This is a genomic window from Paenibacillus sp. FSL R10-2734, assembly GCF_037963865.1.
Taxonomy (GTDB): domain Bacteria; phylum Bacillota; class Bacilli; order Paenibacillales; family Paenibacillaceae; genus Paenibacillus_AQ.
Window position 1 is genome coordinate 4,519,432 of the sequence record NZ_CP150170.1, and the last position, 13,227, is coordinate 4,532,658.

Here is a 13,227-nt window from a genome sequence, read left to right on the forward strand (position 1 = left end):
GTTTGGTTTTGGGCACAGGCTAGTTTCCTTCCACAAAAAAAAGCTGCCCCTCGGCAGCTTTTCGTAAAACATAAGAATTTATAAGTTTAACGTTTAACATTATCCTTGAACTCGTTCTCTTTCACCTAAATCTAATGTAGCCGCAATTGAAGTGCGAATTTCGTTTAATAACTCTGGATTCTCCAATAATGACAAGCCATAAGAAGGAATCATTTCTTTAATTTTCGGTTCCCACTCTTTAATATGTTGAGGGAAACATTTGTTAAGGACTTCAAGCATCACGTGAACAGCTGTAGAAGCACCTGGAGAAGCACCTAATAATGCTGCAATCGAACCATCTGCGGCGCTAATAACCTCTGTACCAAATTGAAGGATACCTTTTCCTGCTGCTGTGTCTTTGATAACCTGCACGCGTTGGCCAGCTACGACTAGATCCCAATCCTCGATTCTGGCATTCGGGATAAACTCTCGTAATTCCTCCATACGCTTTTCTTTCGATAACAACACTTGCTCGATCAGGTATTTTGTCAAAGACATGTTTTTGGCACCTGCCGACAACATCGTTAGGAGATTATCCGGTTTTACGGAAGTTATCAAATCAAACATTGAACCCGTTTTTAAAAACTTGGGTGAGAAGCCAGCAAACGGTCCAAATAACAATGATTTTTTGTTGTTAATAAATCTGGTGTCCAGATGCGGAACCGACATTGGAGGCGCTCCCACCTTTGCTTTACCGTATACTTTTGCATGATGCTGTGCTATAACGTCAGGATTATTACACACCATGAATATTCCGCTTACCGGGAATCCTCCAATATGTTTTCCTTCAGGGATACCAGATTTTTGCAGTAAATGCAAGCTTCCTCCCCCGCCACCGACAAAGACAAATTTAGCTGTATGGCTTTCAATGGTACCGCTGTCGTTTTTCACTCTTAACTCCCACGATCCATCGTTACTACGTTTGATTCCATCTACACTATGTTTATAATGGATATCCACATTCTTACTCTTCAAGTGATCAAATAAAATGCGCGTTAATGCACCAAAGTTAACATCCGTGCCAGTGTCGATTTTTGTTGCTGCTATAGGTTCATTCGATGGACGATTTTGTATAATAAGCGGCATCCATTCCATTAGTTTGCTAGAGTTATCGGAAAATTCCATTCCTTGAAACAATGGGTTTCGTGACAGCGCTTCAAATCTTCTCTTCAAAAAAGTTACATTCTTCTCCCCTAGTACCAAACTCATATGGGGCAATGACATGATAAAGTCCTGCGGATTATGTATCAGCTTACGATTTACCAGATAAGACCAAAATTGCATTGAAAGCTGAAACTGTTCATTAATTTGGATAGCTTTACTTATATCAACAGTTCCATCGGATTTCTCGACAGTGTAGTTTAGCTCGCAGAGCGCTGCATGCCCAGTTCCTGCATTATTCCATTCATTAGAGCTTTCCTCACCTGCTTTTTCGAGCTTTTCAAACACTTTAATTTTCCAATCAGGCACTAATTCTTTTAAAAGTGTTCCTAAAGTCGCACTCATGATTCCAGCACCAATTAAAATGACGTCTGTTTCAGTTGCACTTTTGCCCATTATTACCATCCTTATCCCCTGAATTTTGCAGAAAGGATGTGGGCGCTCCTTCTTAGGCGTCACACCTTCTCTGTTTCAATTATAACCTTATCCGAGTGTATTACAATTAATTATAAATTTAATATCTACTATTATATTAAAAAAATAAATTATTTAAAAGCTTGCAAAAAAGAGAGAAATAAGTCCTCAAGGTTAGGGAACAAAAACTACAGCATCAAACCAGCTTCTTGTAAGGATTAGTAGCAGTTAAGCATTATTAATAAAATAGATGAACATGCTACCTGCAGCAATAAGATCAACGATTACCCATAAGAAGCTTTTACGAATAAGCATAAGCAAGGCTGCGAATATGCTGACAAAGCAAGCAATGAGCATGATGAAAAAGGTAGTGAACAATCCACCTGATAGAAACATCAGTACGTATAAAAAGACAAAGGTGAACACGATGGCTTGAACAATAGAAATTAGCTTGGTGCTCGTTCTAATGTTTTGTAGTAATTTCTTCATATTGTATGCACCCTCCAAATATCTTGCTTTATATAAACTATACTTAAATTAGATTATTCCACTAAGGGGAATAAATCAAATCCATCTAACTCTGTATGTCGTAGTCTTCTTAGTGTTTAACCAAATGTGGAAAGTCCCTAAACACAAAAAGCTGTCTCATTCGTAGATAAATCTACCTATGGAACAGCTTATGCTATGTTAATGTTTTATTTATTCCTTAGCGATGAGCTATAAATACCCGCCACCAACTCCAGTGCCTTTATCCCCTCAGTACCGTCTAGCCAAAACTTTCGTCCGCTAAAAATATGCTCATAGAAGTCCTCAATTAGTCTCTTATGTCCAGTTCCCCAGTAAGCTTTGCCTTCCTTAGCGCTTAATATGGGCTCGCAAACCAAGCTCTCTTCCCCCTCTTTCCAAAGATACAAGCAGTCCCTGCGAAGGTTAAGTGTCCCCTCTTCAAAAACTAGCTCAAGCTCCACCGGAGAGTCCTCAAGATAGGTATTCGTACCATAATACAGCCCTCGAACATTATTAGCAAAGTTAATGCAGGCATGGGCGGTGTCCTCTACCTCAATTACTCCATCTAGCACATCCGTGGTAATACTGCCTTTGACTGAAGTAATCTCACCCCCATACCACTGAAGCAAGTCCAAGGTATGAATGGTCTGATTAATTAGAACACCTCCACCTTCCGTGGACCATCGTCCTCGCCAATTACTATCTTTGTAATAGCTTTCGCTTCGATGCCAGGTTACGACACCCTTCATACAGCGTAATTTCCCTAATGCACCTGAATCAATACTCTTCTTGATATAAATGGAAGTATCATTGTAACGATTCTGGAACACCACTCCAAGCTGACCTGTACTCTGTTCCGCAGCTTCCAGCATACGCATAGCCGAAGGTAGGTCAACCGCTATTGGCTTTTCTGTTAACACATGCTTCCCTGCACGTAATAAATCCACGGCCATTTCTGCATGAAGATAATGAGGCGTACAAAGATGTACAACATCTATACGGTCATCATTCAGTATTTCTCTATAATCGTCAGTGGCGTGACAGGTGTATTCAATACCTGCACGCGCAGCTTTATCAGCATCAATATCTACAACAGTAAGCAGGCTCACATCTTTTATAGCTGATATTGCTTTGGCATGGAGTGGAAAAATCGCCCCGCAGCCAATAATCGCTACTCCAAGTTTGTTCATCTAGAGCACCCTCCATTCGTCTTTCCATTCGCTATTTTAGTAGATCGGGGGTCAGATTGATCGCTTGGGCTTGAGCCTTCAAACATAGTTCTGCAGCTTTAAAGACATGTGCTTGTGTCATGGCCCGCTCCGTCCGGTTCAGACAATCGAGGATAAGTTCACCAAAGAACGGAAATCCAACTTTTCCAGCTACATGTTCATAATGCTCCCCTTCCCCGTTCACCCAGTACACATGATCCGGTGTATTCGAACGTGCGATATCACTGTATTTGCGCAGTTCAATATAGCCTTCAGTTCCCATGATCATTGTACGCCCATCTCCCCAGGTTCCGAGCCCATCAGGTGTAAACCAATCTACACGGAAGTACTGAGTTGCACCGTTGTCTCCAACAAGCGTTGCATCACCAAAGTCCTCCAATTCAGGGTAAGCTGGATGATTATAATTAGCTACCTTACTGTGAACAACTGAAGCATCCTGACAATCCGTATAATACAAAAATTGTTCTATTTGATGACTACCGATATCGCACAGGATTCCGCCATATTTTTCTCGCTGGAAGAACCACTCTGGTCGACTAGAAGCACTTAAGCGATGCGGTCCTAATCCAATGACTTGAAGGACACGACCAATCGCCCCCTGATGGATCAACTGTCCCGCATAGATAGCGCTCTCAACATGAAGACGCTCGCTAAAGTATACCATGTACTTTTGTTTAGTTGCTGTGACCATAGCTCTAGCGGATTCCAGCTGTTCTAGTGTTGTAAAAGGGGTCTTATCCGTAAAATAATCTTTACCGTGAGCCATAATCTTATTTCCTAATGGTCCACGCTCTGATGGAATAGCTGCCGCTGCAATTAAGCGGACCTCAGGGTCTTCCAGTATTTCATTCATAGACTCAGCAGCTCTAACACCCGGATATTTGGCTACGAAAGCTCTAACCTTCTCCTCATCCGGATCATATACCCATTTCAGCTCCGCACCTGCCTCAACGAGCCCATTGCACATCCCATAAATATGACCGTGATCTAATGCGATAGCAGCGATGATGAATTCACCTGGCTTTACTACTGGTTTAGCTTCATACGAGGGTGCATAGGTCATTCCGTCTTCTCTGTTCATCAGAATCCTCCTAATGGCTTCTAATCAAATTCTATAATAGGCTAAGCAGATAGCGCAGACTGATCTCCAAGCTCTCAAAAGGATCACGACGGCAAACATCCTGCTCAACTACATACCATTCCATTCCTGTTTCACGGCAAGTAGCGATGATTTCAGCATAATTCATGTTGCCTTGACCGATTTCAGCGAAGACCTGTTGCCTGTCTATAATCGCCATATCCTTTAAATGCACAACCTGCATTCTGCCTTCAACTTTACGTATCCATTCCACTGGACTCGCTCCACCTGCCTGAACCCAATATAAATCCAATAAAAAACCGACCGCAGGATCAGTCTCAGTGAGCAGCACTTCCATCCCAGTAATACCGTCAAAGCGTTCAAATTCAAAATCATGATTATGATAAACAAATTGAAGACCGTGTTGCTCTTTTAATGTAAGCGCGATTCTGGATATAAGCTTTGCGAACTTACGGTAGCTTTCAACACCAGTACGAAATTCTTCAGGTAATCCTCCAAGACCAATGTACTTGCAATTCCACAGCTTATGCTCTGCGGCTAGCGCCTCCAAATCGTTCAATAACCGATCCCAAGACACATGGGTCGCGCATATGACCAAACCTGCTTCATCCGCATATTCTTTAACAAGCTTCGGGTCGATCGGTCCGATGGCCGAAATTTGAATGGCTTCATATCCCATTGCAGATACCTTTTGAAAAGTTGATCTTAAATCCTCCGCAGTTTGGGTAAAATCACGTAACGTGTACATTTGAGCTGCAATCGTCGAACGTTTCATAAGATTCTTCCTCTCTCCATCGGTTTAATGCGTTCCCTTAACATCCAATGTTTTGGCTTCTGAGGTTTCTTTTTGAAAGGTGGAGTTCTCTACTTTTTCCATCAGCTTCTCGTAGAATAAGTCCGAATCTATCGGAAGATCCACCCAATTGTCCGTCCAAGCCGATAAATACATGGCATTCGAAAGAGTTAGTCCCCGAATACCTTCCTCCCCAGGAGCAAGTAACGCTTCATCATGCAAAATGGCATTTGTAAAGTTCCGCAAAATCCCTTTATGCTGCTCCCCTCCACCAGCTTCTACGGGAATCTCACATTTCCAGCACTCTGGACTACCGAATCCTCCCTTAAACTCTGCGTTGAATTGAGACTCCGGTGTACGTAGACGCCAAAAGGTTAGCTTTCCATCTTCCACTACGATTTTTCCATTATCGCCATTGATTTCGAAACGATTGGTCCCCGGTGCTTCTCCAGTGGTAGTAATAAATAGACCCGTAGCTCCATTCTCATACTCCACATAAGCGGTTACATCATCTTCAACCTCAATGTTGCGATATTTTCCAAAGTGGCAAAATGCTCTGATCCGCTTCGGCATCATACCTGTCGTCCACTGCCATAAATCTAGTTGATGAGGATCTTGATTAAGCAACACCCCACCGCCTTCACCCGCCCATGTAGCCCGCCAGCCACCGGAGTTATAATAGTTCTGCGTTCTATACCAATCCGTAATAATCCAATTCGTCCGGCGGATCTCACCTAACTCACCAGACTGAATAAGATCTCTAAGTCTTTGATACAAAGGATTAGTACGTTGATTGTACATGATTCCAAATTTGCGATCAGACTGAGCTGCAGCATCATTCATCTGTTGAACAGTCTTCGTATATACACCCGCAGGTTTCTCCACCAGTACATGATAACCATATTGAAAGGCCTCGATCGCAAGTGTAGGGTGATCATAATGCGGAGTACAGATTAATACCGCATCAATGATACGTGACTCAAATAATTCCTTCGGTGTAGAATACTTCCTAATATTCTCGGGCAGTTGCTCTTCAGCCCATTTCAAGCGTTCTTCTTTAATATCACAAACTGCAGTAAGCTCAGCTCCCTTAATTTCATTCAGCAGACTTTGCGCATGTGCAGTTCCCATATTTCCAATGCCAATAATTCCATAACGAACATTACTCATCTCTGATCACTTCCTTATTAGTGGTTATGTTTAGAGGATATACTTATTTTATGGACATGAACATGATCGAAATTAAGGTATATTTGTATTTAAATAAGATGTTTTAGATAAATAGATCCGTTATAATGAAGATATTTAAGCCATAAAGGAGTTAGATGATGAGCAATTCAGGTAACTTAACCGGTCGTCTTCTGCAGAATCTCAAGGTTACTGTGACTCACGCTCAACTTAGTAATCGATATCCCGGATGGAACCGTACGCTGGAAACTCCCGCTTTTAATCGACTGTATTTCATAGACGGGGGTGAGGGGAAAGTCGTTATAAACGGGATTCCCTATTATCCGAAACCAGGACAATTAATGATCATGCCTGCGGGGAGCACACAAACTACTGAAACTTCTGTAGATGATCCATATATCCGCTATTACTGCCACTTTGATGCTGACATTGGAGAGTGGCCATTATTCCATGCGGAAAAAAAACTATATATATGCGATTCGCCTAACCCAGATTCTGTAAGGGCCATCTTTGTAGAAATGATCGAACAATTTCAAAATGATGATGTCTTATCGATTCTGCGTACTCAGGCTTGTTTGCTTAATCTCATTGCCACATGTCTTGAATCAAGCGACAATAGTCATACAGATTTTTTGAATGAATTCATCCATACGGGTGACCAAGGCAAGCTAGCTCATGTGCTCCAATACATCGATAAATGCCTAAATAAGCCCATAGAGATCGATGAATTAGCAGAGCTTGCCCATCTACACCCGAATTATTTCATTCCTTATTTCAAGAAATTCATGGGTGTAACTCCTATGCACTATGTGCAGCTGAAACGTATGGAGCATGCTAAGAGACAGCTTTCTTTCACGGATTTCAGTATTTCAGATATTGCGGAGCAAGTAGGTATGGAATTGGCCCATTTCTCTAAATATTTCAAAAAGACAATGGGCCTTTCCCCATCAGCCTATCGGAATAGTACGAAGTGAATGAATAATGTCCCTCTGAATGGGATGAACTATAATGGAGACTGAAGGGTATCATTTCACAAAAGAAAGCACAGCACGTGCTCGATAAGGAATTCAATTAAACTCAGGACTTTTAGAGAGGGATTACTATGATCGTAGATACATTACGGGTATTCGTTACTGTAGCTGAGCAAAGCCATTTCTCTAAAGCAGGAGAATTACTAAATCTATCTCAACCCGGTGTCAGTCTACATATTCGGAATCTTGAGAATGAACTAGGCGCAAAGCTTCTACATCGATCTCCCAAACAAGTAAGATTAACAGAGGCAGGCACGATTCTTTATAAACACGCCAAACAAATATTAGCTCATTTCGAAGAAGCTAATCAGGAAATTCAGATGCTTCAGGATGAAGTCACAGGCAGTATACATATAGGAGCTAGCTTCACTATTGGCGAGTATATTTTACCTTCAAAACTTGCGGAATTTGCAAATCAATACCCACAAGTTAAGCTTCAGGTGACGATCGGTAATACTGAGGAAATTATTGGAGGCGTTAAATCCAATGAATTGGATATTGGCTTTATTGAAGGAGAAGCACATGAGAATGATCTGACCGTCAAGCCTTACATGAAAGACGAGATGATTATCGTCTCCCCTGCCAACCATCCTTTGTCAAAAATGGTCTTCGTGGAGCAAAGTATGCTGCAAAATCAGGTTTGGGTTCTACGAGAGCTTGGCTCTGGAACGCGGGCTTTTAGTGATCATTTCATTCAAGAAGAAGAGCTTTCTGTCAAAAGATCCTATGTCTTCAACAGTAGTCAGGGAGTTAAGGAAGCCGTCGCCTCCGGTTTGGGAATCGCTATGCTCTCCAGATGGATTGTACGCAAAGAATTAGCAAGTGGCGAAATCTATGAGCTACCTATCAGACATCATCATCTTGAAAGACAATTTTATATCATCCGCCACAAAGAAAACCCCTCCTCCATGGCCACCAATGTCTTTATTCAAAAACTACTTATCTCTAGAAAAGAGAAGTAGTCACGCTACCGAGTACAATTAAAGACAAGGTAAAACATATAGCTATGCCGGACAATCTCACAACGATTGTCCGGCATTTTGTTATTCATTCGATCTATTCACCTTACTTTTTATATGTTATTTAACATAACATCATTCACTTCGTTTATCCTTAAAATCAAAATAATAAAATTTAAAGCATGCATTAGAAATGAATTGATATCTCCTATAAATAATACTTTTAAGCGTTTTATTAATATGTAAGTTAACTTGTCATAATATTATATTCATAGATATAATCCAATCAGAAATCACATTAATGTAACGTATTATAACATTAATCTGAAAGTACATAATCAAATGGAGGTTACATCTATGAATGGATTACAATCAAAGCTCGCCAAAACTACTGTTGCCGCAGGACTCACTTTCACTCTACTCTTTTCCTCTACAACAATGCTTCCCGTTTCTACCACTTATGCTGCAGAGGTTACCCAAACGGTTGTAGGAACGGTTATACCTCTTCCAAAGGTCCAAGTTATAGCAACCGGTGGCACGATTGCCGGTAAATCTGTAGATGAGACCAGCTTCCAGAACTATAGAGCCGGGACTTTGTTAATGGAAGATATGGTTAAGGCATTGCCGAACCTTAAAAAATTCGCCGATGTTACTAGCTATCAATTTGGAAATGCAGGCTCTGGCTCGTATACCATGCAACAACTATATGATCTCTCCTTAAAAGTAGATAAAGCACTAGAAACCCAAGATGGCATCGTTGTAACTACAGGTACAGATACGATGGAGGAAATTGCTTATTTCCTAGATCTTACGGTGCGTAGCTCCAAGCCTGTTGTAGTAACTGGCTCTATGCGTCCATGGACTGTTATTGGAAGTGACGCTCAGGCCAATCTATTTAACGCTATTAAACTAGCTGCTAGTGGAAAGACGAAATATTACGGTACTGTGCTCATGCTAAATGACGAGATTCATACAGCTAGAGAGGTTACCAAGACGAATGCTTATCGTACAGACACTTTTGAATCTCCACAACTAGGAATCCTCGGATATATCGATGAAAATAATATTAGAATATATCGTGCGAATTCCAGAGCACTATTGACCGCTGATAAATGGGCAACGCCTTTCGATCTAACTAAGATTAAGAGCAGCGATATGCCTAAGGTAGAAATTGCCTATGCCTACCAAGATGCGGGGTCCGGGGCAATTACAGGTTTTGTTAAAGACGGAGCAAAGGGCATTGTTACTTCAGGCACAGGGGCTGGTGGTGTATCTAAAGCTATGGGAGAAGCTCGTACGAAAGCTATAAAGGAAAACGGGGTTATCTTCGTCTCTACCACACGCACGGGTTCCGGTTCTAACTATGGATCAGGTGACGGCATAATTGCCGGAGACAATCTAAACGCAGCACATGCCCGAATTCTACTAGAATTGTCACTGGCATTCAGCAGCGATTTCAACACTATTAAAGGCTGGTTTGACACCTATGGCTCCGGCCAAGTAGCCATAGCCGACAAATAAGAACAAACCATTGTTCTTACACAAAAAAAACGATTCATGCCATTCATGGCATGAATCGTTTTTTTCTACTATATTTTGCTTAACTCGTGTTCAACCAAATGTCCATCTTCCAGATGCAACACACGGTCGCACCATTCAAGCATCCGTTCATCATGAGTAACCATCACTGCAGCCTTACCTTCATTTTTTACTTCGTCAGCAATCATTTTCACGACTTCTCTACCTCGTTTGAAATCCAAACTGGCAGTTGGTTCATCTGCAAACAGGATTGCGGGTTTATTCATCCAAGCTCTTGCGATAGCTACACGTTGCTTCTCCCCGCCTGATAGTTGCTCAGGATAATGGTTCCGACGTTTCCAGATATCCAGACGCTTCATCAAATCAGCTGCCCGTTCCTTTGCTTCTTTAGAGCTCATCTTACCCTGTTTAGCTACAAATAGAAGCTGTTCTTCTACCTTTAAGTAAGGTAATAGCTGTGCGCTTTGGAACATAAAGCCGATCTTCTCTAATCGTAGCTCGGTCAGCTCACTTTTACTTTTGTCTGTAAGTGATTCTCCGTCTATGAAAATCTCACCACTGGTTGGTGTAAGAAGCGCACCCGCTGCTGAAAGGAATGTACTCTTCCCTGTTCCCGAAGGTCCAAGGACAGCCACGAATTCCCCTTCATTAACTATAAGATTCAGATTGTTCAGAACAGATACAGTTGAATCGCCATCACCATAGGTCTTGGTCACTTGCTTCATCAATAATTTCGCACTCATGCTCCAGCCCTCCCAATTGCTTCTAATGCATCTACTTTAGCCACTTTAGTGACAGAAATGAGTGATCCTAAAAGAGACATCCCAACGAACAAACAGCTGGTTAATAGAATTGTTGAAGGTTCCAGCTGGAATGGCATAGTGTCTGGTAGAACCTGATTCATTCCAAAGGTTAGTAGCAAGCTAATGCTAAGACTTGCAATGGCCAAAATCATAACCTGCCCAACTACGCTCCAAGCCAAGTACGACATTTTTGTACCCATGGCCTTCAGAATACCAAACTGGCTTGTTTTCTGAATCGTAATGACGTAGAAGAATACAGCCAGAACAAATCCAGCAATTACAAAGAGGAAGACAATCATCATAAGCAATGAACCTTGCTCTGACGAATAACCCGGAATATTGGAGATCGCAACTTTTTGCGTAATAACCTCTACATCTTTTGAATTAGCTGAGATCTTATCCACTTGCCCAGCGTTTGCATTAAGCGCAATTACATTAAAAGGTACCGTTGATGAAGCCTCACTACCTTGATTAACGCCTTGTCTCATTTCCTGCCAATCTTTATTGTTGATATAGACTACTGGGGTATGGCTGTATGAGCTATTCTCAACATATCCTGTAACTTTAAATTCCTTCCCAGTTGCCTGATCTCGGATCGTACTACCAATCTTAATGCCCGACTGTTCCAAGTCACGATCAACGATAACACTTCCCTGCGAGTCATTCGTTATCTTGTCACCTTCAATCACTTTTGGGGCTAGTAAACCGTCCATATCTACTGCAAAAAAAGTAATATCTGCTTTGGTATCCGCATCGTTCGCAGTCACTGTGCTCATCTGTAGAGCGAGTGAGGAAGCATTATTGTCTCCTACTACTGCTCGAACATTCTTGAGCTCCGTATCTGTTAACTGAGAACGCCTAAACGTCTGATCCGCATCCTTCTGCACCACGAAATAGTTTGCCGGCATATTCTCTACTGCTGAGATATTAGCATATGCTAACCCTCTGGCCAGTCCTGTTACGAAAAGTACAAGAAAGGAAACCAATAACATGATAACCATAATTAACAGGTATCTGGCTTTAGAATGTCGCATTTCCCTAAGAGCTAAAAACATAATACCACTCCTTCTAATCTGTATAGTCACAGTTTAGAAGATGAACATGAACGGAGTATGAATAACTAATTACAAAAGCGGAAGAGTTACTATAAAGGTCGTACCTTTGCCTACTGTGCTGGATACTTCTATAGTACCGTTATGTGTCTCTACAATCTTTTGAGTAATCGCCAGTCCAAGTCCGCTGCTATGTGTTTCTCGTGTCCGTGCCCGGTCGACTTTATAAAAACGATCAAAGATTAGTGGTAATTCCTCGGCTGGAATGCCTTCCCCGGTATCTGAAACGGTTACTGTACAATTCTGCTCGTCACGCTTAGCGGAAATCATAATAGATCCCTCAGCAGGCGTATATTTAATAGCATTGGTAATGAGGTTCATCCACACCTGATACAATAGATTGGAATCTCCACGTACACTGATATCAGCAAGATTCAGACGGACAGCTAATTGCTTCTCCGTTAATCTCCACTCCATGATTTGAACGACCTGCCGAAGCTGTGCCCGCAAGTCTATGGATTTCTTCTGCAAGGAATCCGGATCATAATCAAGGGAAGATAACGTTAGTAGCTGTTTGCTAAGCATCGAAAGACGATGGCTTTCTTGGTCAATAATATTGAGATACTGTATCCGTTCATCCTCTGGTAAAGAAGAATCTTTAAGCGCTTGGGCAAATCCTTGAATAGAAGTTAATGGAGATTCGATTTCATGCGATACATTTGCAACAAATTCCTGACGAGCACGATTTGTCCGTTCCAGCTCACGACTCATAATCATGAAGTTTGTGGCTAATTGACCAATCTCATCACGCCGCCAAGTATTCAGCTTTATATCATATCTACCTTTTGAAATCCGCTTAGTTGCCGTAGTTAATCGTATAATGGGCCGAACCACATGCAGAACACTTATCATTACAAATCCTAGACTGAACAATACGGTAAACCCTATAATGACTGCAAAAAATACGCGCAGCTCACCAAATTGCACTTCTGCATCCGGACGCATAAACAATGCATATGTCTCGTTATTGACTTTAACAGGAACACCAATTGTATTGCTTAATTGATTGTCAAAGAATCCTGTAATAAATGCACTGACAGGAAACTCGGCAACCCCATGATACACTTGTCCATTCAGAACCGTCTGTAATTGGTGCTCTTCCAAGTTCTCATCCCGAAAAGGCTTTCCGTAAAATCTGGATTCTCCCTCAGCATTCGTCAAATAGATCTTATAACCCAGATCCGCAACACTTCGCAGATACTCCTCCATAGATTCCGGGTGAGATTCTGTAAATTGCTGAATTTCAATGGCCATCCCCGTAAGCTTGGCATCGTTCTGTGATTTAATTTGAGCTTGATAATAGATATTAGACACCAAGAAGCCGAGAAGGCTGCTCACAACAATCGCAGAACA

Annotated in this window: 12 protein-coding genes; 3 read left to right on the forward strand and 9 right to left on the reverse strand. The window is 41.7% G+C overall.

Annotation, left to right across the window (positions count from 1 at the left end):
• Positions 1 to 99: 99 nt before the first annotated feature.
• From NSS67_RS19600 to NSS67_RS19625, 6 genes are all read right to left on the reverse strand, one after another.
• Positions 100 to 1,596 (reverse strand): malate:quinone oxidoreductase, encoded by a 1,497-nt coding sequence (locus tag NSS67_RS19600; protein ID WP_339315263.1) that lies wholly within the window; start codon positions 1,594 to 1,596, stop codon positions 100 to 102.
• 246 nt (positions 1,597 to 1,842) lie between these two features.
• The gene (locus NSS67_RS19605; RefSeq protein ID WP_339315264.1) at positions 1,843 to 2,103 is read right to left on the reverse strand and encodes a hypothetical protein; all 261 of its coding nucleotides are present in this window, start codon (positions 2,101 to 2,103) and stop codon (positions 1,843 to 1,845) included.
• Positions 2,104 to 2,309: 206 nt separating this feature from the next.
• Entirely contained in the window at positions 2,310 to 3,311 is a 1,002-nt protein-coding gene (locus NSS67_RS19610; RefSeq protein WP_339315265.1) for a Gfo/Idh/MocA family oxidoreductase, read from the reverse strand.
• Positions 3,312 to 3,342: 31 nt separating this feature from the next.
• Positions 3,343 to 4,431, reverse strand: a complete 1,089-nt coding sequence (locus NSS67_RS19615) for a Gfo/Idh/MocA family oxidoreductase (RefSeq protein ID WP_339315266.1) — start codon at positions 4,429 to 4,431, stop codon at positions 3,343 to 3,345.
• A 31-nt stretch (positions 4,432 to 4,462) separates the two neighbouring features.
• Positions 4,463 to 5,224: a sugar phosphate isomerase/epimerase gene (locus NSS67_RS19620; protein WP_339315267.1), complete on the reverse strand. Its 762-nt coding sequence runs from the start codon at positions 5,222 to 5,224 to the stop codon at positions 4,463 to 4,465.
• 24 nt (positions 5,225 to 5,248) lie between these two features.
• Positions 5,249 to 6,412 carry a Gfo/Idh/MocA family oxidoreductase gene (locus tag NSS67_RS19625; RefSeq protein WP_339315268.1) on the reverse strand — a complete coding sequence of 388 codons (1,164 nt, stop codon included), beginning with the start codon at positions 6,410 to 6,412 and terminating at the stop codon, positions 5,249 to 5,251.
• 155 nt (positions 6,413 to 6,567) lie between these two features.
• On the opposite strand from NSS67_RS19625, the gene NSS67_RS19630 reads away from it, so the two are divergent.
• The 3 genes from NSS67_RS19630 to NSS67_RS19640 all read left to right on the forward strand — a co-directional run bounded on the left by NSS67_RS19630 (position 6,568) and on the right by NSS67_RS19640 (position 9,941).
• Positions 6,568 to 7,404, forward strand: a complete 837-nt coding sequence (locus NSS67_RS19630) for an AraC family transcriptional regulator (protein WP_339315269.1) — start codon at positions 6,568 to 6,570, stop codon at positions 7,402 to 7,404.
• A gap of 128 nt (positions 7,405 to 7,532) precedes the next feature.
• Complete coding sequence (locus NSS67_RS19635; protein WP_339315270.1) at positions 7,533 to 8,423, forward strand: LysR substrate-binding domain-containing protein; 891 nt, start codon at positions 7,533 to 7,535, stop codon at positions 8,421 to 8,423.
• 354 nt (positions 8,424 to 8,777) lie between these two features.
• Entirely contained in the window at positions 8,778 to 9,941 is a 1,164-nt protein-coding gene (locus NSS67_RS19640; protein ID WP_339315271.1) for an asparaginase, read from the forward strand.
• Between the two features lie 68 nt (positions 9,942 to 10,009).
• Here NSS67_RS19640 and NSS67_RS19645 read toward each other — a convergent pair whose 3' ends face one another.
• The 3 genes from NSS67_RS19645 to NSS67_RS19655 form a co-directional block, all read right to left on the reverse strand.
• Positions 10,010 to 10,702 (reverse strand): ABC transporter ATP-binding protein, encoded by a 693-nt coding sequence (locus NSS67_RS19645; RefSeq protein WP_339315272.1) that lies wholly within the window; start codon positions 10,700 to 10,702, stop codon positions 10,010 to 10,012.
• Positions 10,699 to 11,817 carry an ABC transporter permease gene (locus NSS67_RS19650; RefSeq protein ID WP_339315273.1) on the reverse strand — a complete coding sequence of 373 codons (1,119 nt, stop codon included), beginning with the start codon at positions 11,815 to 11,817 and terminating at the stop codon, positions 10,699 to 10,701. The genes NSS67_RS19645 and NSS67_RS19650 overlap by 4 nt, the downstream gene beginning before the upstream one ends.
• Positions 11,818 to 11,886: 69 nt before the next feature.
• Positions 11,887 to 13,212: a HAMP domain-containing sensor histidine kinase gene (locus NSS67_RS19655; protein WP_339315274.1), complete on the reverse strand. Its 1,326-nt coding sequence runs from the start codon at positions 13,210 to 13,212 to the stop codon at positions 11,887 to 11,889.
• Positions 13,213 to 13,227 lie beyond the last annotated feature (15 nt).